General features: G+C 45.2%; 21 protein-coding genes. All 21 read left to right on the forward strand.

Annotated features, from left to right (window positions below; genetic code table 11):
• Window positions 1-132: 132 nt before the first annotated feature.
• The 21 genes from pfkB to rlmB all read left to right on the forward strand — a co-directional run bounded on the left by pfkB (window position 133) and on the right by rlmB (window position 23,714).
• The gene (pfkB, locus tag WMO28_RS05955; RefSeq protein ID WP_349056355.1) at window positions 133-1,044 is read left to right on the forward strand and encodes a 1-phosphofructokinase; all 912 of its coding nucleotides are present in this window, start codon (window positions 133-135) and stop codon (window positions 1,042-1,044) included.
• Window positions 1,045-1,064: 20 nt separating this feature from the next.
• Window positions 1,065-2,975 carry a fructose-specific PTS transporter subunit EIIC gene (locus WMO28_RS05960; RefSeq protein WP_178640982.1) on the forward strand — a complete coding sequence of 637 codons (1,911 nt, stop codon included), beginning with the start codon at window positions 1,065-1,067 and terminating at the stop codon, window positions 2,973-2,975.
• A 33-nt stretch (window positions 2,976-3,008) separates the two neighbouring features.
• Window positions 3,009-3,266: an HPr family phosphocarrier protein gene (locus WMO28_RS05965; RefSeq protein ID WP_015525831.1), complete on the forward strand. Its 258-nt coding sequence runs from the start codon at window positions 3,009-3,011 to the stop codon at window positions 3,264-3,266.
• 73 nt (window positions 3,267-3,339) lie between these two features.
• Entirely contained in the window at window positions 3,340-4,080 is a 741-nt protein-coding gene (locus tag WMO28_RS05970) for a DeoR family transcriptional regulator (RefSeq protein WP_178640988.1), read from the forward strand.
• A 238-nt stretch (window positions 4,081-4,318) separates the two neighbouring features.
• Window positions 4,319-5,134, forward strand: coding sequence for an ATP-dependent sacrificial sulfur transferase LarE (gene larE, locus WMO28_RS05975; RefSeq protein ID WP_349056356.1), 816 nt, complete (start codon window positions 4,319-4,321; stop codon window positions 5,132-5,134).
• 34 nt (window positions 5,135-5,168) lie between these two features.
• Window positions 5,169-5,960, forward strand: a complete 792-nt coding sequence (gene udp, locus WMO28_RS05980) for a uridine phosphorylase (RefSeq protein ID WP_349056357.1) — start codon at window positions 5,169-5,171, stop codon at window positions 5,958-5,960.
• 91 nt (window positions 5,961-6,051) lie between these two features.
• On the forward strand, window positions 6,052-6,729 hold the full coding sequence (tsaA, locus tag WMO28_RS05985) for a tRNA (N6-threonylcarbamoyladenosine(37)-N6)-methyltransferase TrmO (protein ID WP_349056358.1): 678 nt from the start codon (window positions 6,052-6,054) through the stop codon (window positions 6,727-6,729).
• A gap of 147 nt (window positions 6,730-6,876) precedes the next feature.
• Window positions 6,877-7,158 (forward strand): DUF2325 domain-containing protein, encoded by a 282-nt coding sequence (locus tag WMO28_RS05990; RefSeq protein ID WP_015525835.1) that lies wholly within the window; start codon window positions 6,877-6,879, stop codon window positions 7,156-7,158.
• 215 nt (window positions 7,159-7,373) lie between these two features.
• Window positions 7,374-8,693 (forward strand): aspartate kinase, encoded by a 1,320-nt coding sequence (locus WMO28_RS05995; RefSeq protein WP_349056359.1) that lies wholly within the window; start codon window positions 7,374-7,376, stop codon window positions 8,691-8,693.
• A 214-nt stretch (window positions 8,694-8,907) separates the two neighbouring features.
• Window positions 8,908-10,197 carry a putative DNA modification/repair radical SAM protein gene (locus WMO28_RS06000; protein ID WP_178641021.1) on the forward strand — a complete coding sequence of 430 codons (1,290 nt, stop codon included), beginning with the start codon at window positions 8,908-8,910 and terminating at the stop codon, window positions 10,195-10,197.
• A gap of 58 nt (window positions 10,198-10,255) precedes the next feature.
• Window positions 10,256-11,053, forward strand: a complete 798-nt coding sequence (locus WMO28_RS06005; RefSeq protein WP_349056360.1) for a TIGR03915 family putative DNA repair protein — start codon at window positions 10,256-10,258, stop codon at window positions 11,051-11,053.
• 123 nt (window positions 11,054-11,176) lie between these two features.
• The gene (locus WMO28_RS06010) at window positions 11,177-11,398 is read left to right on the forward strand and encodes an HPr family phosphocarrier protein (RefSeq protein ID WP_178641025.1); all 222 of its coding nucleotides are present in this window, start codon (window positions 11,177-11,179) and stop codon (window positions 11,396-11,398) included.
• A gap of 122 nt (window positions 11,399-11,520) precedes the next feature.
• Window positions 11,521-13,887: an ATP-dependent DNA helicase gene (locus tag WMO28_RS06015; RefSeq protein WP_349056362.1), complete on the forward strand. Its 2,367-nt coding sequence runs from the start codon at window positions 11,521-11,523 to the stop codon at window positions 13,885-13,887.
• Window positions 13,888-14,014: 127 nt separating this feature from the next.
• The gene (locus tag WMO28_RS06020; protein ID WP_349056363.1) at window positions 14,015-15,478 is read left to right on the forward strand and encodes a serine hydrolase; all 1,464 of its coding nucleotides are present in this window, start codon (window positions 14,015-14,017) and stop codon (window positions 15,476-15,478) included.
• A gap of 67 nt (window positions 15,479-15,545) precedes the next feature.
• Complete coding sequence (locus WMO28_RS06025) at window positions 15,546-15,917, forward strand: RidA family protein (protein ID WP_180215113.1); 372 nt, start codon at window positions 15,546-15,548, stop codon at window positions 15,915-15,917.
• A 302-nt stretch (window positions 15,918-16,219) separates the two neighbouring features.
• The gene (locus WMO28_RS06030) at window positions 16,220-19,063 is read left to right on the forward strand and encodes a cobalamin-dependent protein (protein ID WP_349056365.1); all 2,844 of its coding nucleotides are present in this window, start codon (window positions 16,220-16,222) and stop codon (window positions 19,061-19,063) included.
• 251 nt (window positions 19,064-19,314) lie between these two features.
• Entirely contained in the window at window positions 19,315-20,580 is a 1,266-nt protein-coding gene (locus tag WMO28_RS06035; RefSeq protein WP_349056367.1) for a sn-glycerol-1-phosphate dehydrogenase, read from the forward strand.
• An 85-nt stretch (window positions 20,581-20,665) separates the two neighbouring features.
• Window positions 20,666-21,172: a 2-C-methyl-D-erythritol 2,4-cyclodiphosphate synthase gene (gene ispF / locus WMO28_RS06040; protein ID WP_178643196.1), complete on the forward strand. Its 507-nt coding sequence runs from the start codon at window positions 20,666-20,668 to the stop codon at window positions 21,170-21,172.
• On the forward strand, window positions 21,159-22,568 hold the full coding sequence (gene cysS, locus WMO28_RS06045; RefSeq protein WP_349056369.1) for a cysteine--tRNA ligase: 1,410 nt from the start codon (window positions 21,159-21,161) through the stop codon (window positions 22,566-22,568). Before ispF ends, cysS begins: the two co-directional genes overlap by 14 nt.
• Window positions 22,553-22,987: a ribonuclease III domain-containing protein gene (locus WMO28_RS06050; protein WP_178643200.1), complete on the forward strand. Its 435-nt coding sequence runs from the start codon at window positions 22,553-22,555 to the stop codon at window positions 22,985-22,987. The genes cysS and WMO28_RS06050 overlap by 16 nt, the downstream gene beginning before the upstream one ends.
• Window positions 22,980-23,714 carry a 23S rRNA (guanosine(2251)-2'-O)-methyltransferase RlmB gene (gene rlmB / locus WMO28_RS06055; RefSeq protein ID WP_178643202.1) on the forward strand — a complete coding sequence of 245 codons (735 nt, stop codon included), beginning with the start codon at window positions 22,980-22,982 and terminating at the stop codon, window positions 23,712-23,714. Before WMO28_RS06050 ends, rlmB begins: the two co-directional genes overlap by 8 nt.
• Window positions 23,715-23,732 lie beyond the last annotated feature (18 nt).

Raw genomic sequence — 23,732 nt, forward strand, 5'->3', positions numbered from 1 at the left:
AAAAACGATCAGAAAATTTGTGGAGTAGTTTGATTGACTTTGGACGATTTTGAATGTATACTAAGTTCAACAAATGAGAGGTAGAAAAAAGCGGTCAAAAAACTGCAGAATAACAAATATGGGAGGAAAGAAATGATCTGCACAGTAACTTTTAATCCGTCTCTGGACTATATCATTTCCGTGGAAGACTTTAAACTGGGTCTTACCAACAGAACCAGTTCCGAGCTGATGCTTCCGGGCGGAAAAGGAATCAACGTTTCCATAGTGCTTAAGAATCTCGGAATCGAAAATACAGCACTTGGTTTTATGGCAGGATTCGTTGGAGATGAGATTGTAAGAAGACTTGAGGAAATGGGAGTAAATTCCGATTTTATCGGAATTTCCGAAGGAGTATCAAGGATCAATGTGAAACTGAAATCCATTGATGGAACCGAGATCAATGGAATGGGACCTGAGATCAGCAGTGATAAAGTCCAGGAGCTGATGGAGAAGCTTGATACATTAAAAAAAGGAGATGTACTTTTTCTCGCAGGAAGCATTCCTTCCTCCATGCCGGATGATATGTATGAGAAGATTATGGAGCGGCTGGATGGAAGAGGCGTGATGATCGTTGTGGATGCGACGAGAGATCTTCTTGTAAATGTGCTGAAATACCATCCGTTCCTTGTGAAACCAAACAATCACGAGCTGGGAGAAATTTTTGGCGTAGAGCTTAAGACCCGTCAGGATGTGATCCCTTACGGAAAAAAGCTTCAGGAAAAAGGAGCCAGAAACGTGTTGATTTCCATGGCAGGCGAAGGTGCAGTCCTGGTGGCAGAAAACGGCCAGGTATTTGAAAAACCGGCACCGAAGGGAAAACTGATCAACGGTGTTGGAGCAGGCGATTCCATGGTAGCAGGCTTTATGGCAGGCTGGATGGAGAGACAGGAGTACGAGCATGCTTTCCATATGGGAATCTCTGCGGGAAGCGCGAGTGCATTTTCTGAAAATCTTGCCGCAAAGGAAGAAATTCAGGCGGTATATAAACAGGTAACAGAGGAGTAAACGGGAAAGGAGAAGGGAAAATGAGAATCACAGATCTGCTTGATAAGCGAAGTGTCTCACTGGATGCAGCACCGAAGAGCAAATCCGAGGCTTTGGATATGGCTGTAGATCTTATGGTGAAAAGTGAGAAGATCAGCGACAGAGAAGCGTACCGGAAACAGGTATACTTAAGAGAAGAAGAAAGTACAACGGGAATCGGCGACGGAATTGCCATTCCTCATGGAAAATGTGACGCAGTAAAGAAGCCGGGACTTGCAGCCATGGTAGTAAAAAACGGCGTGGAATTTGAAGCACTGGATGATGAGCCGGTAACACTGCTTTTCCTGATCGCGGCACCGAACACAGAGGATAACATTCATCTGGATGTTCTCAGCAAGCTGTCCGTTATGCTGATGGACGATAATTTTACGGAATCCTTACGTAATGCGAAATCGGTAGATGAGTTTATAGAGATTATCGATAAAGCAGATGATGAGAAAAAAGATATCGACGAGAGACTTGCAGATACAGGCAGCTCCGAAGGAGCCAGAGCCAGACTGCTGGCAGTGACTTCCTGCCCCACAGGTATTGCCCACACCTACATGGCAGCAGAAGGACTGGAAAAAGCAGCAAAGGCGAAGGATTGCTTCATTAAAATAGAAACAAGAGGCTCCGGCGGAGCGAAAAATGTACTTACTGATCAGGAGATCCAGGAGGCAGACTGCATCATCGTGGCAGCAGATGCCAAGGTTCCGATGGATCGTTTCGATGGAAAAAAACTGATCGAATGTCAGGTTTCCGATGGTATCAGCAAAGCAGATCAGCTGGTTGAACGTGCCATTTCCGGAGATGTACCGGTATATCATGCGACAGCAGGAAGCCAGAGCACTTCCACGACGAAGGCAGGCGGCGGAGCCGGACATAAGATCTATATGCAGCTGATGAATGGCGTATCCCATATGCTTCCGCTGGTTGTGGGTGGCGGTATTCTGATCGCCATTGCGTTTCTGATCGATGGTCTGTGTGTGGATCTGAATTCTCTTCCAGCAGACCAGAGAGCAAATTTCGGTACTATTACACCGGTAGCAGCTGTACTTAAAAGCATCGGTGATACAGCATTTGGATTTATGCTTCCTGTACTGGCCGGCTTTATTGCAATGGCAATCGGTGACAGACCGGCACTTGCAGTTGGCCTTGTAGGCGGTATGATCGCAGCCAATGGAAAATCCGGTTTCCTCGGAGCGCTGCTTGCAGGTTTTCTTGCAGGATATCTGATCCTGGGACTTCGCAAAGTTTGTGATAAGCTTCCGGAAGCTCTGGAAAAAATTGCTCCTGTACTGATCTATCCGGTTGTTGGTGTCCTTCTTATGGGACTTTGCATGACTTTTATTGTTGAGCCGATCATGGGTGGCATCAACACAGGATTAAATAATGCCTTGACAGGCATGGGAAATTCAAGTAAAGTAATTTTAGGACTGGTTCTTGGCGGTATGATGGCCATTGATATGGGCGGTCCTTTCAATAAAGCAGCGTATGTATTCGGTACAGCTGCAATCGCAGCAGGCAATTATGACATCATGGCAGCAGTTATGGTAGGAGGTATGACTCCTCCATGTGCGATCGCACTTGCATCTCTGCTGTTTAAAGACAAATTTACAAAAGAAGAGCGGGAAGCTGGTCCGACCAACTTTATCATGGGACTTGCATTTATCACAGAGGGAGCGATTCCTTTTGCAGCTTCTGACCCGATTCATGTACTTCCGTCCTGTATTGTTGGTTCCGCAATAGCTGGAGCAATCTCCATGTTTTTCAACTGTACATTAATGGCACCTCACGGCGGAATCTTCGTATTCCCTGTGGTAGGGAACGCACTGATGTATCTGGTTGCGCTTGTTGTGGGAACTTTGATCTCAGCAGTACTCCTTGGAGTCCTGAAGAAAAAAGTCTCTTAAAACTTAAAAAATAAAAATTTGGAGGATAAAGAAATGAAAGAATTCAAGTATGTAGTAACAGATAACGAAGGAATCCATGCACGCCCGGCCGGAGAGCTTGTGAAACTTGTAAAAGGATTCGAGTCCAAGATCACAATTGAGAAAGACGGCAAGACAGTAGAGTGCAGAAAACTTCTCGCACTGATGGGACTTGGCGTAAAGAAAGGCCATGAGGTTACTTTTACATTCGACGGTGCAGATGAGGATGCAGCATACGAGGCAGTAAGCAAATTCATGCAGGAGAACCTGTAATTCCTGAATGGAAGAATAAGAGACAAGACATCCCGGTCGCATGATCGGGGTGTCTTTTTTAAGGAGGATGGTTATGCTGACAGAGCAGAGATATGAGATCATTCTCGGGCTTCTCAGAGAAAAAAACAGTGTAACTGTGACAGAGCTGAAAGATATTCTGGAGGCATCGGAATCCACAGTACGCAGGGATATTACAGCACTATATAAGGCTGGAAAGCTTACCAGGGTTTTTGGCGGTGCCGTGGCTCTGGAGCAAAAAGTGAATGCCTATGAACCCACAGTGGCACAGAAATCTGAGCTGAATACAGAAGAAAAAAAGAAGATCGCAGTCTATGCAGCGTCGCTGATAAAGCCGGAGGATTTTGTGTATCTGGATGCAGGAACTACTACAGGATATATGCTGGAGCATCTGAATGATTCCAGGGCAACTTTTGTGACGAACGGTGTGTCCCATGCCAGAACGCTGGCGCAGATGGGAGAGCGGGTACTTCTGGTTGGCGGTGAGCTGAAAGGCTCCACGGAAGCAGTAATTGGAAGCCAGGCCATGCAGATGCTTAAGAATTATCATTTTACAAAGGGTTTTTTCGGAACGAACGGAATGACTCAGAAAGAAGGTTTTACTACTCCGGAAGCCAATGAGGCTCTGGTCAAGCGCACAGCCATGGAACAGTGCCTGGAGCGTTATGTGGTATCAGACAGCTCCAAATTCGGTCTGATCAGTGCTGTGACATTTTTTTCTTTTGACGAGGCTGTTATTCTTACAGAAAATTGTTCAAGAGAATATAGAGACTGCAAAAATATACAGATCATATAAGAATATAAACAGACAGCCACGGATCATTTGCCGGATAATTTCCGGATGGCTGTAATAGAGGAGAGGCTGGCTATATAAGTAACAAGAAACTTATATAGCCGGTTTTTTGCGCTTATAAAAAAGCTTATGACAGCAGTTGGGGTCTGGAAAATTAAGGAGTATCAAGAAAATCATATTGACTAGATAGGAAAAGTATGATAATTTGTTTGGATAAATATGATTTAGAAGAGGTGAAACGATGTCAGATAAAAATTTGCAGGAAGTATTAAAAAAACAGGAAGAGCTGAAGACTTATATTCAGGAGCTTGGAAGTGTGGCAGTGGCTTTTTCCGGAGGTGTGGATTCCACATATCTTCTGAAAGTGGCACATGATACCCTGGGAGACAAGGCAATCGCGGTAACGGCAAGATCCTGTTCTTTTCCGGAGAGAGAGCTTAAACAGGCGATGCGCTTCTGCGAAAAAGAAGGAATCCGTCACTTTGTCTGTGAATCCGAGGAGCTGGATATCGAGGGCTTTTCCCATAATCCGAAGAACCGGTGTTATATCTGCAAGCATGAGCTGTTTGAGAAAATCATAGACATTGCGAAGGAACAGAAGCTGGTGTATATTGCAGAAGGCTCCAATATGGATGATAACGGAGATTACAGACCGGGGCTACAGGCAGTGGCAGAGCTTGGCGTGACCAGCCCTCTTCGCCATGCGGAGCTTAATAAGGAAGAAATCCGTATTTTATCCAGAGAGCTTGGGCTGTCTACATGGGATAAGCAGTCTTTTGCCTGCCTTTCCTCCAGATTTGTCTATGGGGAGGAGATCACAAGAGAAAAGCTTTCCATGGTTGATAAAGCAGAACAGCTGCTTCTGGATCTGGGATTTCATCAGGTCCGTGTGCGGATTCATGGAATGATGGCACGTATTGAAGTGATGCCGGAGGAATTCTCAAAAATTCTTGAAAACCGGGAAAAGATTACAAAAGAATTTAAGACATACGGCTTTACATATGTTACAATGGACTTAACGGGGTACAGAACAGGAAGCATGAATGAGACACTGTAGAAGCTGCCCCGGTTTATTTAACGGGAGGTTTTTTATGGTATATTCAGACAATGGAAAATTATATCACATCCAGGTTGCACCAGGAGAGGTTGGGAAATATGTGATCCTGCCGGGAAATCCCAAGCGCTGTGCGAAGATCGCGAAGTATTTTGATGATCCGGTGCTTGTGGCAGACAGCAGGGAATTTGTTACCTATACGGGATATCTGGATGGGGAAAAAGTCAGCGTCACTTCCACCGGTATCGGAGGTCCTTCGGCAGCGATCGCCATGGAAGAGCTGGTTCAGTGCGGGGCGGATACATTTCTTCGTGTGGGAACCTGCGGCGGAATGGATCTGAATGTAAAAGGTGGCGATATTGTGGTTGCTACCGGTGCAATCCGTATGGAAGGAACCAGCCGCGAGTATGCGCCGATCGAATTTCCGGCAGTTGCCAGTCTGGAGGTAGCCAATGCGCTGGCTGCTTCAGCGAAGGCTCTGGGAGCAAAATATCATACAGGTGTTGTTCAGTGTAAGGATTCCTTCTATGGACAGCATTCTCCGCAGACCAAGCCGGTAAGCTATGAGCTGGAGAATAAATGGGAAGCCTGGCTGCGTCTGGGCTGCCTGGCCTCAGAGATGGAGTCCGCTGCGTTAATGACTGTGGCAAGTTACCTTCGTGTACGCTTTGGTTCAGCTTTTCTTGTACTGGGTAATCAGGAGCGGGCAAAGAAGGGACTGGATAACCCTCAGGCCCGGGATACAGATCTGGCGATACGTGTGACAGTTGATGCTATGCGTCGACTGATCCGGGAAGATAAAGAAGCAGCAGATGTCGGTGAGAAGTAAATGATTACGGGCATTTATTAAGAAATAGCAGGGAGTTTCCGCCGGAATTGTGCTGTAAAACAGCCGCAGTTCCGGTGGAAAAAAACAGATTATGAAAATAATTGCAAGAATACAGAGCGATTTTCCTACGAAGTTTGGAATTCCGCGCCAGAGCGGGCGCGTGGAAGAACTGACAGCTAGGATCGTATTTGAACCGGAATATCGGGTAAGAGAGGCAGTGAAAGGGCTTGAGGATTTTTCACATATATGGCTGATCTGGGAGTTCTCAGAGGCTGTGCGTGAGAGCTGGTCCCCTACGGTACGGCCGCCACGGCTTGGCGGAAATGAGAGAATGGGCGTGTTTGCTACCAGGTCACCGTTCCGGCCGAATGCGCTTGGGCTTTCCAGCGTGAAGCTGGAGCATATTGAACTGGACAGTCAGAATGGACCGGTACTTGTTGTGTCCGGTGCAGATCTCATGGATGGAACGCCGATCTATGATATCAAGCCATATATTCCGGCTGCGGACTGTCATCCGGAAGCGACAGGCGGCTTTGCCCAAAAGGTGGAGCAGCGTTTTTTGAAGGTGGAGATTCCGGAACCTTGGAACAGTATGATTCCGGAGGAAAAGTTGCAGGCACTTAAGGGAGTTCTGCGTGAAGATCCAAGACCTGCTTATCAGAAGGATCCGGAACGTGTATATGGAATGCCTTTTGCCGGAATGGATATACATTTCCGGGTGCGGGATGAAGTGCTGACCGTGTGCGGTGTCACAGAATATAAAAAATAAATAAAATCTCAAATTACCTTTGACAAACTTTTTAAGCCATGGTATTATGAATATAGAGTTAGCGAATGCTAACTCGAAATTTTAGGCCAAGAGTTAGATCAGAATAACCATATAATAAAAAGTTTAAGAATCAAAGGAGAGTGAATTATGAGCGTTGTAATTGTAGGCGGTAATGAAAGAATGGTATGTCAGTATGAGGATATCTGTAAAGGCTTTGGATGTAAGGCGAAGGTTTTTGCCAAGGAAAAAGGAGCCATGAAGAAAAAGATCGGTGTGCCGGATCTGATGATCCTGTTCACAAGCACAGTTTCTCACAAAATGGTGAACTGTGCAGTGGAAGAGGCAAAGAAAAAATCCATTCCTGTGTGCCGCTGCCACACAAGCAGCGCTGCAGCTCTTGAGAATATTCTGAAACAGTACTGTGCATAAGAAATGAGCCGGATGGCACGTTTCTCTTGTATAATTTGACTTTTTTTGCGGAAATGTGGCAGAAAGACTTGCAAAATGATGAGTTTTTCAATAAAATAGCCGTAGGTTTCTGCGGTAAAGCGTTGCAGTGAATCACAAAAAAGTAGCGCTGGAAGTCAGGATGCTGTGTTTATTTCAGATGGCAGCATCGAAATTACAGGTGAGAGGTGTTATTCATGAAAAAAGTTGTTAAATTTGGTGGAAGTTCTCTTGCAAATGCAGAGCAGTTCCAGAAGGTTGGCGATATCATCCGCAGCGATGAGAGTCGCTGTTATGTAGTTCCGTCAGCTCCGGGTAAGAGATTTGATGAGGATATTAAAGTAACAGATATGCTCTATGGCTGCTATGAAGCAGCTTCCAATGGAGAAGATTTTTCCGATAAGCTCAAAGCGATCAAAGAGAGATATTATGAGATCATCAAAGGTCTTGGGCTGACTCTTTCTCTCGAGGATGAGTTTAAGAAGATCGAGGAGGATTTCCGCGCACAGGCAGGAATCCAGTATGCGGCATCCAGAGGAGAGTTCCTCAACGGAAAGATCATGGCAGCATATCTTGGATATGATTTTGTAGATGCAGCTTCTGTAATTCGTTTTGATAAGAACGGCAACCTGGAAGCAGAGGAGACAGATAAGCTCCTTTCCAAAAAACTTAGCAAATGCCAGCATGCGGTAATTCCGGGATTTTACGGTGCCTGTGCAGACGGCACAGTTAAGACATTTTCCAGAGGTGGCTCTGACGTAACAGGATCCCTGGTTGCAAAAGCGATCCATGCAGATATTTATGAGAACTGGACAGATGTTTCCGGTTTCCTTGTAACAGATCCGCGTATCGTGCATAATCCTGAACCGATCGAGGCAATCACATACAGAGAGCTTCGTGAGCTTTCCTATATGGGTGCTACTGTTCTTCATGAGGATGCAATCTTCCCGGTACGTAAAGAGGGAATTCCGATCAATATCCGTAACACTAACAGCCCGGAAGACAAGGGTACTCTGATCGTAGAGAGCACCTGCAAGAAGCCGAAATTCACGATCACAGGTATCGCAGGAAAGAAAGGCTTCTGTTCCATCAATATTGAGAAATCCATGATGAACAGCGAGATCGGATTTGGTCGCAAGGTTCTTCAGGTATTTGAGGATCAGGGGATCAGCTTTGAGCATGTACCGTCCGGAATCGATACCATGACTGTATATGTTCATCAGGATGAGTTCGAGGAAAAAGAGCAGCAGGTTATTGCCGGAATACACCGTGCAGTACAGCCGGACTTCGTGGAGATGGAATCCGATCTTGCACTGATCGCAGTGGTAGGAAGAGGAATGAAGTCCCAGAGAGGAACAGCGGGAAGAATCTTTTCTGCCCTTGCTCATGCCAACGTAAATGTAAAGATGATCGATCAGGGTTCCAGTGAACTGAACATTATCATCGGTGTGGAGAACCGCGATTTCGAAAAAGCAGTCAGAGCGATTTATGATATTTTTGTATTAACCAGAATCTGAAAAAAATCTGCCCGTAGATTTTTTTCATGAGGAAGAAGCGAAACGGATTCCGAATGTAAAGTATATATTAGGCTACAAAAAACACTGCAAGGTATCATCTACAGAACCTTGCAGTGTTTTTTATGTTTTTTATCCCGTTTTATGATATTGACAGGCGCAAACATATGTTCTATAATTCGCCTAAAGAAAAAAGAATGTTTGTTTGGAGAAGACTATGGTAATCAATGAGAATCTGAACCTGATGGATAAACTGAAGATACTGACCGATGCAGCTAAATATGACGTTGCCTGCACCTCCAGCGGTGTGGAACGCAGAGGAGACGGGACAGGGATGGGCAACAGTATTGCGGCGGGAATCTGTCACAGCTTTTCCGGGGATGGAAGATGTATCAGTTTGTTGAAGATTTTATATACGAACGAGTGTGTATTTGACTGTCATTATTGTATTAACCGCCGTTCCAATGACGTAGAGCGGGCGAGCTTTACACCGGAGGAGATCTGTCAACTGACGATGGAGTTTTACCGGCGGAACTATATAGAGGGACTGTTTTTAAGTTCCGGGGTGAAGCACAGTCCGGATGAGACAATGGAGGAATTATGCAGAACAGCAGAACTTCTGCGGAATCAATACCATTTTCAAGGGTATATCCATATGAAGGCAATCCCGGGAGCTTCCCCTGAACTAGTAGAACGTCTTGGACATCTGGTGGACAGAATGAGTGTGAATCTGGAGCTCCCCACTGCAGAAGGGCTTAGGAAGCTGGCACCGAATAAGAGCCGAAGGACGATCCTGCGTCCGATGAAACAGATCCAGCTTCGAAGAGAGGCGAATAAGGAGGAACTGACACTTTATCGTAAGGCTCCGAAATTTGTGCCTGCTGGGCAGAGCACCCAGATGATCGTGGGTGCAACTGGGGAGACTGATCTTCAGATCGTTTCCGTGGCAGAGACACTGTATCAGCAGTTTGATCTGAAGAGGGTATTTTATTCTGCTTTTGTAGATGTGAATCATAACAGCCTTGTTCCGGCAGCTATATCGGGACCGCCGCTTCTCCGGGAACATCGTCTTTATCAGGCAGACTGGCTTTTGAGATTCTACGGTTTTCAGGCTTCTGAGCTTCTCTCAGAGAAACATCCGAACTTTAATCTGCTCCTGGATCCGAAATGCGACTGGGCGGTGACGCATCTGGAACAGTTTCCGGTGGAGATCAACCGGGCAGATTATTATACACTTCTGCGTGTTCCGGGAATCGGGGAACGCTCAGCCAGGCGGATCGTAGGAGCCAGACGGACCCGTGCCCTGGATTTTCCGGATCTTAAGAAGATCGGAGTGGTTCTGAAGCGCGCTTTGTATTTTATTACCTGTAATGGAAGAATGATGTACAGGACGAAGATGGATACCGATTATATTGTGCGAAATCTCCTGGAAGCAGACAGACATCAGAACAGGACTTCCGGGCCACAGTATGAGCAGCTGTCCATATTCAATTATATGCAGGGGTAATCACTGATTTCCCAAAACAAACATTATAAAAGATCAGTGGAAGGATGGAACCGAAGCTATGATAGTAAGTGAAACAGGCCAGACATGCAAACCTAAGAAGATTTTGATCTGTGAGGACAGTATGGAAGGGATATTTTCAGCAGTGTATGATGGCTGGAAGTATGGGGATTATTATGAGGTTTCTTTAAGTATCGGGGAACCGTGGGAACAGGAGTTTTTTGCCGGGTATGAAACGATTCCTGCTGATTCGGTGAAATTCCGTAAGGTAATACGTTCCATATGGAATAAGCTGGGAATGACTGCCTGGGAACAGATCGGCTACTGTGCTGTGGCGGATGATGCAGAGAAAGGAACGGCTATTTTTCATACATTGTGGAAGGCCTTGTCACATGGACAGTGTAACAGAGATATCATGGAAGAACTGGCAGATCCTTACGTGAACCACGTATTTAAAATGCACACCAGGGTGTGGCATGAATACCATCGCTTTCTGGGATTTGTTCGCTTCAGGGAGGCTGGCGGAGGAGTTCTTTTTTCGAAGATAAAGCCGGAGAATGACATCCTGGAGATACTGGGACCGCATTTTCAGAACCGGTATCCGTTGGAGAGCTGGATGATTTACGACGAAAAACGAAGTAAGGTTCTTATTCATCCGGCCGGTGAAGACTGCAGTGTGCGAAGAGATGTGCATCTGAAGATCGAACAGGTATCTAAGCCTACAGAGAACGATGAATACGAACAGCTCTGGAAGGCATTTTGCGACAGCATTACCATTGAGGCCAGGAGAAATCCTAAACTCCAACAGCAATTTCTTCCCAGAAAATTCCAAACAAATATGACAGAATTTATAGAATAAATACAAAAGATATTGTACATTGTGTCGAAAAACGTCTGACATGAAATAAACAGTATTGACAAAAACTTAACTTTTGTGTAAAACTAACACATAGTAATTTTTCAGAAAGGCAGGCGGTTAACAATGGAACAGCAGATCAAACTGGATGAGAAAAGTGCTCAGGAGTTTGTAAGTGCAGCCAGCAGATGCAACTTTGACATTGATGTATTTTATAATCGTATTATTATCGATGCAAAGTCGATTCTGGGACTTCTCAGCTTAGATCTTACACAGACATTGACAGTAAAATGTTACGGAGAGGATGAGAATTTCAATAGGGTTCTTTCCAAGTATGCTGTAGGGTGAGATAATATGGATAGAGAGAAACGATAATGGAAGGGCGCAGTTCACGAAAGAAAAAACAGAACATGCGTCCTTTTTGCTGTTTCCAGAAGTATTAATTGTCGGAAATGTCATGGCGGGAGTAAATGATGGATAAGCCAAAAGTACGGATTTCAGTGAGAAATCTGGTGGAATTTATATTGCGAAGCGGAGATCTGGATAACAGCCGGGGCTCCGGTGACAGGGAAGCCATGCTGAAAGGCGGGAGACTTCATAGAAAAATCCAGAGAAGCATGAAAGGAGACTACCAGGCGGAGGTTTCCCTGAAAAGAGAAAGTGAATATGAGGATGTGATCATTCAGGTAGAGGGACGAGCGGATGGAATCTTTACAGAAGAAGAGCTTATCTTTATTGATGAGATCAAGGGAACGTATGGGAATCTGCAGGCAATGGAGAAACCGGTTCCGGTTCACCGGGCGCAGGCTATGTGTTATGGTCTGATCTACGGCGCGAGAGAAGGTCTGTCCAGGATCGGAATACAGATGACGTATTCACATCTTGACACAGAGGACACCCGGAGATTCCGTGAGGAATTTTCCATGGAGGAGCTGGAGAACTGGTACCAGGAGCTTCTGGATGCTTATCATAAGTGGATCGCGTATTCACTTCAATGGAGGAGAGAGCGCAATGCGTCCATGACAGACTTACAATTTCCTTTTCCATACAGAGAAGGGCAGCGCGAGATTGTCAGTGGCGTATACCATACGATCTCCAGTGGAAAGACGCTGTTTGTGCAGGCACCTACAGGCGTAGGAAAAACCATGTCAGCAGTTTTTCCGGCGGTACGTGCTATCGGAGAAGGAAAAGGGGAGACACTTTTTTATCTTACAGCGAAGACGATCACAGGAACGGTTGCCCAGGAAGCCTTTCATATTCTAAGGGAAAAAGGATTGAAATTCAAGGTAACTGTGATCACTGCGAAGGAAAAGATGTGTTTTATGGATACGCCGGAGTGTATCCCAGAGAAATGTTCCTATGCGAAAGGGCATTTTGACAGAGTGAACGATGCTGTCTATGAACTGTGGACTTCCAGGGAGGTATATTCCCGTGAAATACTTAGAGAGCATGCAGAGAAATGGAAGGTTTGTCCATTTGAAATGTGCCTGGATCTTGCTGTGTGGACAGACGGGGTGATCTGTGATTACAATTATGCTTTTGATCCTAATGTACATCTGAAACGTTTTTTTGGTGAAAATATCTCAGGAGATTATATTTTTCTGATTGATGAGGCACATAATCTTGTGGAGCGTGGACGGGAAATGTACAGCGCAGATCTGTACCGTCAGGTTCTGCTGAAGCTTCGAAAAAAAGTACGAACTCCGTTTCCGAAGCTTGCAAGGGCACTGGATAAGGCCAGCCGTCAGATGCTGGAGCTTAAGGAGAACCTTGAAGAAGCGGGGAAGACTTACCTGGTTCTTCCAAACCCGGGACCTCTGCCGATCACTTTTCTTACGATATCAGGAGAGCTGGAAGAAATACTGGAGGAGAAGAATCTTGAAGAAGAACTCCGCAGGGAAATTCTGGAATTCTATTTTACAGTGCGGGATTTCCTGAACGTGTCAGAGCTGGTAGATGAGAATTATGTTGTATATACGGAGTGCTGTGGTGATGAGGATATTCATCTGAGACTGTTTTGTGTAAACCCTGCAGGAAATCTGGGAGAATATCTCAAAAAAGGAAAAAGTGCCGTGTTTTTTTCCGCAACACTTTTTCCTATGCTTTATTACAGAGAGCTGCTTACAACGGAAAAAGATGCCTATGGTATCTATGTGCGCTCACCATTTCCGGTGGAAAACCGCCGGATACTGATCGGCAGTGATGTGAGCAGCAGATATACAAGAAGAGGCTATGGGGAGTATCGTAAGATTGCAGAGTATATTGCCAGATGTGTGTGGCAGCGGCAGGGAAATTATATGATATTTTTTCCGTCTTACCGTCTGATGGAGGATGTGTATCAGGTTTATGAGGAGGAATTTTCCGTAGACTGGGTGCGCTGTATTCGCCAGAATTCAGATATGACAGAACGGGAACGGGAGGAATTTCTGGAAGAATTTCAGAGCAGAGAAGGAACACTGGTGGGCTTCTGCGTATTAGGAGGGATTTTTTCAGAGGGAGTTGACCTTACAGGGGAGCGTCTGATCGGAGCTGTGATCGTGGGTACAGGACTTCCCCAGATTGGCAGTGAGCGTGAGATCCTGAAAGAATATTATGACAGAAGAAATCATGCGGGTTTCGACTATGCGTATCGCTATCCGGGAATGAATAAAGTTCTCCAGGCAGCCGGTCGCGTGATCAGGACAAAAGAGGATAAGGGTGTGATTCTGCTTCTGGACGAACGTTTTCTGGGGCGCGATTATGCAGAGATATTTCCGCAGGAATGGCAGGATCGGAGCGTCTGCAGAATGGATACGGTGGAACAGGATCTGGATGTTTTCTGGAAGCGGTTTACTTGACAGAACGGATAAAATCGGTATACTGATAGAGACTTTATCTATATAGAAAAGTTGCAGAGCCCTATACATAAAAAAGGTTCGAAGATAAAGTCGGAAACAGATGATAAGAATTAAGAAAGAGAAGTATATGAGACAGAAAAAAATATTCAGAGTACTGGCTGTCTGCCTTACTGCGTCCATGCTTACGCAGGCAGTGCCGGCAGCAGGAGCACAGCAGACAGCACAGGGAAGCCTTGGTTCTGTTACAGAGGAGTCCCAGATACTTCCGATTCCCGATGGAAGTGGGAAATATATTTTAAAGAGCAGTGGATTTTACTGCCTGAATGAGGACGGAACCAGAGAAAACACACCGGCAGTCCATTATTTCGATCATTTTGTGATCAATGGAACCGTGTTTGACGGCTATTATTATCATGATGAGGGTGGTAAGTTTACAGCAGGAGATCCTCATATGGTTCAGATCAAGAACCTTACGTCAATGTCGGATGACGGAAGCGGCGGCGAGATCACTTTTGATGGCTGTTATATGGTAAATAATCTGGGTAAATTAAGTGCTGCGTCACAGGCTCGCTACATAGATAATCTTGTAGTGGATAAAACAACCTACAATGGTTTTTATTATTTTGACAAATATGGAAAAATGATCACAGACACCGGAATCCATAAAATAAAAATGAATACTGCAGGACAGATGTTTGATGGTTATTACTATTTTGGTGGTGAGAATGGTGTACTGGTGCAAGGAGCTGGTGAGACTCCGGAGGGATTTCCTGTGAATGAGGATGGTAAGGTAGAGACCGGAAATCTGGGAATGAAAGGTCTGCAGGCGAGACTCGAAGAACTGATCGGAACTTACGAGGGAACCTGGAGCATTTATGTAAGAGATATTACAGACGATGAAAAATTCTCTCTGAACAGCAGATCTCTGTATTCGGCAAGTCTGATCAAGGTGTTTGTTATGGCGCAGACTTATGCTAATATGGATACCGTGCTTGCAAATGAAGCTGCGAAGCTGAAAAAAGATGTTTCAGATCCAGCTGTAACAACGAAAGTGAATGATCTCCTGTGGAATATGATCACAGTCAGTGATAACGAATCCTTTAATGAACTGGTGAGGCTACAGACAGCCTCCGATGTATTTAAAGATGGCGCTGAAGCTGTGAACGTTTTTCTTGCAGAGAATAAATATGCGGATACATCAGTACAGCATATTCTGAGTCCGTCCTCCTCGAAAGATGAAGGATTGGGAGGAAGAAACACCACTTCCGTGAAGGACTGTGCCAGCTTGCTGGAAAAGATTTACAGAGGAAAATGTGTGTCAAAAGAAGCATCAGAAGCGATGTTGAACCTTCTTCTGAATCAGCAGGTTACTACAAAGATTCCTGGAGGAGTTTCTGCAGCTGTGGAAATTGCCAATAAAACAGGAGAGACAGACACAGACCAGCATGATATTGCCATTGTCTATGGCGAAAAAATAACATATATTCTCTGTGTCATGTCAGAAGACTGTCAGGCTGAAGATGCGGTTTCGCATATCCGGGATATTTCAGGCATTGTTTATAATTATCTGAACATGCAGCTTGACCAGTAATGATTTGTGAGCTAAAATGAAAAGCGATCGAGCTGCAGTACAGCAGCGCATGAAAGGAGAATGCATTATGAAAACAGTACATACAGATAAGGCACCGGCAGCGATCGGACCATATTCACAGGCAATCATTCACGGAGATACACTTTACACATCCGGCCAGATCCCGGTTGATCCGGCTACTGGTGAGGTTGTAGGAACTACGATAGAGGAGCAGGCTGACCGTGTAATGAAGAATCTGGGAGCAGTTCTTGAAGCAGCAGGCTCCAGCTATGAAAATGCAGTTAAGACTGTATGTTTCCTTGCAGATATGAATGATTTTGCAGCGTTCAATGAGGTTTATGCGAAATATTTCGTAAATAAACCGGCACGTTCCTGCGTCGCAGTAAAGACTCTGCCGAAAAATGTTCTCTGTGAGGTAGAGGTGATTGCTGCGGTATAAATACCGTCAGAAATCGTAGGATAGTACAGATTTACAGGAAGTTAATCGTAGAATTATACAGAAATCCCCGTTAAATTCATGAAATAGACGTTGCTTTTTGGCAAATTAGCAGCTATTTCAGGATTAACGGGGATATTTTTGTTAAAAAATACACAATAAAAAGCTGAAAAATCGTAAAATAGTATACTAAAACAACCAGATAACAGAGGTTATGTAAAAATCATGGCGGTAAAATAAAGACACTTAATAAACGATGAGTGCAGATTATTGAGAATATAACAGAATAATTAGGAGGGAACGCCATGATTATCATTGGTGAGAAACTGAACGGATCTATTCCTTCAGTTGCAAAGGCAATCGCTGAGAGAGATGCGGATCTTATCAGAGAGAGAGCAAAGAAACAGGCTGAGGCAGGAGCTACATTCCTTGATGTTTGTGCTTCAGTAGAAGAAGATGTAGAGGTAGAAACATTAAAATGGATGATCGACCTTGTACAGGAAGTAACCGATACACCGATCTGTGTGGACAGCCCAAGTGCGAAGTCCTGTGTTGCGGCAATTCCGTTCTGCAAACGCCCGGGACTTGTAAACTCCGTTTCTCTTGAGGGAAACAAGATCGATACGATCTTTCCGGTGATCGCAGACACAGACTGGGAATGTGTTGCACTTCTCTGTGACAACGACGGAATTCCGGATTCTGTAGAACGCCGTATGAAAGTTTTCCACGGAATCATGGAAAAAGCAAAAGAGTACAATATTGCACCAAGCAGGCTTCACATTGACCCGCTTGTTGTAACCTTATCCACAGACCAGACAGCACTGACCGTATTTGCAGAGTGCTGCCGCCAGATCAAGGCAGAGTATCCGGATATCCACATCACAAGTGGTCTTTCCAATATCTCTTTTGGTCTTCCTACAAGAAAAAATATCAACCAGGCATTTATGGTACTGGCTATGAATGCAGGAATGGACAGTGCGATCGTTGATCCGACCAACAAAAACATGATCGGAATGATCTACGCGACCAATGCACTTCTCGAAAGAGATGAGTACTGCCTGGACTATATCGATAAATTTAAAGACAAACCTGCTGAGACAGCAGCTCCAGTGGCAGAAGCAAAAGAGCTGACACTTGCAGAAGAAAAAATGCAGGCTGTATTTAAAGCAACAGAAAACGGAAAGAACAAAGAAATCGGCAAATGTGTTCAGGAAGCACTGGATGCAGGCTGTGATCCTACCGCAATCCTGAACGACGGAATGATCGGTGCCATGGCTGTTGTCGGTGAGAACTTCAAAAAAGAGATCATCTTTGTTCCGCAGATGCTTGCGGCAGCACGTGCCATGAAAGAGGGCGTTGAGGTTCTGAAACCATATCTTGCAACTGGAGAAGCCGGAAGTGCAGGAAAGATCATTCTTGGTACGGTAGCAGGTGACCTTCATGATATCGGTAAGAACCTTGTAGGTATGATGTTCGAGAGTGCAGGCTTCGAGGTTATCGACCTTGGTGTTGATGTACCGATTGAAAGATTCATTGAGGTTGTAAAAGAGAATAAGGATGCGACGATCATTGCTCTTTCCGCTCTTCTTACAACGACTATGCCATCTCTCCGTGATACCGTAGCAGCACTTCTGAAACAGCCATTCCGTCCACGTATTAAGATCATGGTCGGCGGAGCTCCGATTTCCCAGGAGTTTGCAGATGAGATTGGCGCAGATGCTTATACAGAGGATGCAGCTTCCGCAGCAGAGCAGGCAAAGAAATATGCAGAGTCCGGCTTCTGTGCAAAAGCAGCAGCCGGTGAGTTCCCGGACGTAGAAGTAGTTGAGGAGGAAGCTCCGGCAGAGGAAGAGAAAGCACCAGAAGCTCCGGCGGTTCATGTAGAGAAACCGGCAGAGATCAAATTCGATAAATCTGCAGTCGATATCAGTAAAGTAAAACTTCCTGGACCGGGAGAAGGCTACAAGCTGAACTGGGCAGAAACGAAAGAAAAATTTGCTAATTACTGGCAGCATAAGAACACAGGCCGTCCGCTGATGTGTGTTATTGCAAGACGTCCTGAGGTTGAGCAGTTCTCTGATGGAACACCTGTTGAGGGCGGCTATCTGGATCAGATCTGCCAGGGTAAATATTACAACATGCCGAAAGAACTTTACTGGAAGGATATGGAGGATAAATACCAGAATGCAGAGCGTATCGTAGCACGTTACCGTTACTTCTGTGATACTCACGCATTCCTCGGTGAGAGCTTCCCGAACCTGAACATTGATTTTGGACCAGGTTCTACAGCCGCATATCTTGGATCAGATATCGGATTCAAAGAAGATACCGTATGGTTCAAAAAATGCCTGGATGGCTGGGATGGTGTTCCGAAACTTACCTTTGATCCTGAAAACAAATGGTTCAAGAAACATCTTCAGCTTGCAAAAGACTGCCGTGCTCTTGCCAAAGATGATTTCTATGTAGATATGCCTGACCTGATGGAGAACATCGATGTGCTTGCATCCTTAAGAGGAGCACAGGATACCCTGTTCGATCTTCTGGATGAGCCGGAAAAGGTTGGCAAGCGTATTCAGGAAGTTACCGATGTTTACTATGAGTACTATGATCGTTTCTACGATGTGATCAAGGACAAAGATGGCGGTAATGCATACACCGTATTCCAGATCTGGGGACCGGGAAGAACTGTAAAATTACAGTGTGACTTCTCCGCAATGATGGCACCGGAAGATTTCCGTAAATATATTCAGCCGTCTCTGCGTACACAGTCTGAGAATGTTGACCATGTACTGTATCACCTTGACGGACCGGCTGCAATTAAGCACATGGATGCACTGATGGAGATCGAAGGCATTGATGCTCTTCAGTGGACAAGTGGTGATGCCGGCCCTGACGGAACACTTCCTGACTGGGATGTGATCTATGATAAAGCAATCGCAGCAGGAAAATCCATCTGGGTTAAGGTTTACTCCGGTGAGTTTGAGGACTGGATCCGCAATGTTGACCGTATCGTTAAGAAATATGGTTCCCACAGCCTCTTCCTTCTTTTCCCTGAGATGTCCATGGAGCAGGCCGTATATCTTCTTGACTATGCAGACAAGAACTGGAGCGATGTAAAAGGTACTTTCTGTGAATCCCTCGGCAGATAAGATCTGCTACACTGAATAAAACCTGATAATCTGACACGAATCCTATAATGTTAAATCAATCCCCTGTCCGGAAATAATCCCAGCCGGATGGGGGATCTTTTTGTGCTTCTTTTTCTGTGAGCTATACTTTGTCTCTCTGATTGATTTTTAAACAGAAATCCTGTATAATACCAAACTGTAATATTGTATCATTCAGCGAAGACTATAAATTTGCTGTGAATTATTAAGATAAGTCAGGAGGATATAAATACATGCGAGTCGATGCGGACGATTTTGCCCGACCTTGCGGCTGCGGGAGGGAGCACCACATAGACGTAAAGGAAATCATTATCAGATCAGGAGCGGTGGAAAAACTGGAAGAGGAAATGTCAGACGGAGAACTGAAGGAATACATTTCCCCCCTTCTGATCTGTGACACGAACAGCTATAAAGCAACAGAAGAGCTGATGGAGGATATCTACGACAGGTGCCAGGTACTGATCCTGGATGCAGAGAATCTGGAAGCAGATGAACGTGCTGTAGAGATCGTAGAGAATTACATGGAAGAGGATATTGATCTTGTGCTTGCAGTTGGTGCAGGTACGATCCATGATCTCAGCCGGTATGTTGCCCATCAGTATCGGATTCCTTTTGTCTCTGTGCCCACCGCAGCCAGTTCAGACGGATTTACTTCTACAGTAGCGGACATGACCTGGAATGGTGTGAAGAAGATGGTGAAGGCTTCTGCACCGATTTTTGTCTTTGCAGATACCGACATTTTTGCGAAGGCGCCAGGGAGACTTGCAGCGGCAGGTGTTTCCGATATTCTGGGGAAATACATTGCTCTGGCTGACTGGAAGATCGGAAGTATTCTTACCGAGGAATACTATTGTGCAGAGGTAGTAAAGCTTGAAACAAGAGCAATCCGTACTGTGAAGGATAATCTGAAGGAGATCGCAGCGGGTGAAGAGGATGCCTGTGAGAAGCTGATGTATGCACTGGTACTGTCTGGTCTGGCGATGCAGATGACCGGCAATTCCAGACCGGCCTCCGGTGCGGAACATCATCTGGTACATCTGTGGGATATGGAAGTACTCAATGGTCATCTGAATGCACTGCACGGAGAGAAGGTTTCTGCTGGAACTATGCTGACACTTTTAGAATATAAGAAGATTGCGGATGCCATCCACAGAAAATCCTGTAAAGTACACACGCACACAGAAAAGGACAGAGATCTTTTGCAGAAGACCTTTGGAAAAAAAGGTGTTCTGGATGCTATTTATAAAGAGAATGCTCCGGAGATTCTGGATGAGATCAGTACAAGACAGCTTTCAGATGCACTTCCGGAAATCGCGCAGATCATTGATTCACTGCCATCTGTAACGGATATGCAGGAAATGATGAGTACAGCTGGTTGTGTAAGCAGAGTACGGGACATCGGACTTCCGAGAGAAACAATTTCGGATAGCTTGAGACTTGCACCATATACAAGGCGGCGATTGAGCCTTTTGAGACTTTCTAAGATGCTGACATATTAATCTGACATTAGGAGGAATCTGCTAACATAGATGCAAGGCGGGTTCTACCGGAATATTTTTTAAGAAAGGCAGTGAGGATGGTTTGATGAGAGTAGGAATGGGATATGATGTACATAAACTGACAGAGGGCAGAGATCTGATCCTTGGTGGAGTAAACATTCCCTGGGAAAAAGGTCTTCTCGGACATTCCGATGCGGATGTACTGATCCATGCGATCATGGATGCACTTCTGGGAGCCGCGGCACTTGGCGACATTGGAAAGCATTTTCCGGATACAGATCCTGCATACAAGGGGATTTCCAGTGTGAAGCTGCTGGTACATGTTGCCGGACTTCTGAAGGAGAACGGATACGAGGTCGGCAATATCGATGCAACCATCATTGCCCAGAAGCCCAAGATGGCACCGCATATTCCGAAGATGAGAGAAAACATTGCGACAGCGCTTGGAATTGACATATCACAGCTGAATATCAAGGCAACTACAGAAGAAGGACTTGGTTTTACAGGGCAGGGAGAAGGAATCTCCTCGCAGGCGATCTGCTCCCTGTATAGAATCGGGAAATTGGAGGAAGAGCAACATGAAGATTTTTAACACACTGACACGTCGAAAAGAAGAATTCGTACCTCTTGAAGAGGGTAAGGTAAAGATGTATGTCTGCGGACCTACCGTTTACAATCTGATCCATATTGGAAATGCCCGTCCGATGATCATTTTTGATACGGTACGCAGATATATGGAATATAAGGGCTATGAAGTAAATTACGTATCCAACTTCACAGATGTGGATGACAAGATCATCAAGAAGGCCATTGAGGAGGGAGTTACCGCAGAGGAGATTTCCACCCGCTATATCAAAGAGTGCAAAAAAGATATGGCAGATATGAATGTAAAACCTGCCACAACAGCACCGCAGGCAACACAGGAGATTCAGGGGATGATCGATATGATTCAGACACTGATCGACAAAGGCTATGCGTATCCGGCTGCTGACGGAACCGTATATTTCCGTGTGAAGAAGTTCAAGGAATACGGTAAGCTTTCCCATAAGAATCTGGATGATCTGCAGTCCGGTTTCCGTTCTCTTAAGGTGTCCGGAGAAGATCAGAAGGAAGATCCGCTTGATTTCGTACTCTGGAAACCGAAGAAGGAAGGTGAGCCATCCTGGCCGTCACCATGGTGCGACGGACGTCCTGGCTGGCATATCGAGTGCTCTGTTATGTCCAAAAAATATCTCGGAGAGGAGATTGATATCCATGCAGGCGGCGAGGACCTGATCTTCCCGCATCATGAGAATGAGATCGCACAGAGTGAGTGCTGCAATGGAAAGATCTTTGCAAGATACTGGATGCACAATGGTTTCCTGAACATTGACAATCGTAAGATGTCTAAATCTCTCGGAAACTTCCGTACAGTCCGTGAGATCGGTGAACAGTATGATCTTCAGGTGCTTCGTTTCTTCATGCTGAATGCACATTACAGAAGTCCGCTGAACTTCAGTGCGGATCTGATGGAAGCAGCGAAGAATTCCCTGGAGCGTATTCTTGAGGCAGCAGGTAAGCTTAAGGATCGCAAGGAGAATGCTGCGGCAGAAAATATCACAGAGGAAGAGCTTGCATTTCTCAAGGAAGCAGAGGTTTTTGTTACAAAATTTGAAAATGCCATGGATGATGATTTCAATACAGCAGATGGTCTTGCAGCAGTATTTGAACTGGTAAAATTTGCCAATACCAATGTAAATGAAAACAGCTCTAAGGAATTTGCAGGCAGCCTTTATGAAGAGCTTTTCAAGCTCTGTGATGTGCTCGGACTGAAAGTAGAGAAAAAAGAGGAAATTCTTGACAAAGAGATCGAGGATCTGATCCAGGAGCGTCAGGCTGCAAGAAAGGCAAAGGATTTCAAGAGAGCAGACGAGATCCGTGATGAGCTTCTGAAAAAAGGTATCATTCTGAAGGATACAAGAGAAGGTGTGAAATGGCAGAGAGCTTAAAGGAGCTTAAAGAGCTGTTTGATCTGAAAGATGCGGATTTAAGAACATATTCGCCACTGACTCTGGCTTATATCGGAGATGGTGTCTATGAGCTTGTGATCCGCACTATCCTTGTAAAAAAAGCAAACTGTCCGGTAAACCGACTTCACAGAAAGGCAAGCGGTCTTGTGAAAGCTTCTGCACAGTCGGGAATGATGGAGATCATTGAACCGCTTCTCACAGAAGAAGAAAAAGGTGTTTACCGAAGAGGCAGAAATGCACATTCTGCCACTATGGCGAAGCATGCGACTATGGCAGATTACCGACGTGCAACAGGCTTTGAGGCTCTGATGGGATATCTTTATCTTAAAGAGGATTTTTCCAGGATCCTGGAGCTGGTCCGTGCAGGTCTTGAGAAGGAGGAATTTAAAGTTGACTGAAATCATCGAAGGAAGAAATGCAGTTCTGGAGGCGTTTCGTTCCGGTAAAAGTGTAGATAAATTATTTATTCTGGATGGATGCCAGGATGGTCCTGTCCGTACGATTGCAAGAGAGGCCAGAAAACATGATACTATCGTGAAGTTTGTTCCGAAGGAACGACTGGATTCTATGAGCGAGACTGGGGCACATCAGGGCGTGATCGCACAGGTTGCTGCCTATGATTATTCCACAGTGGAGGATATTCTGAAAAAAGCGGAAGAGAAGGGAGAGCCTCCTTTTATTATTCTGTTGGATAATATTGAAGATCCTCATAATCTGGGAGCAATCATCCGTACAGCGAACCTTGCAGGTGCCCATGGAGTGATCATTCCGAAACACAGAGCTGTCGGACTTACGGCAACGGTAGCCAAAACTTCTGCTGGAGCACTGAATTATACGCCGGTAGCAAAAGTAGCTAATCTTGGACAGACGATCGACGAGCTGAAAGAAAAAGGTATCTGGTTTGTATGTGCAGATATGGACGGCGAAGTGATGTACAGACAGAATCTCACAGGCCCAATCGGCCTTGTGATCGGAAATGAAGGAAATGGTGTCAGCCGTCTGGTAAAAGAAAAGTGCGATTTTACAACTGCAATTCCGATGCAGGGTGACATTGATTCTTTAAATGCTTCGGTAGCGGCCGGTGTACTTGCTTTTGAAATTGTGAGACAGAGAATGTCGAAATAACAGCAGAAGCTGTATGGA

Origin of the sequence: Blautia aquisgranensis (assembly GCF_040096615.1) — a bacterium.
GTDB lineage: Bacteria > Bacillota > Clostridia > Lachnospirales > Lachnospiraceae > Blautia_A > Blautia_A aquisgranensis.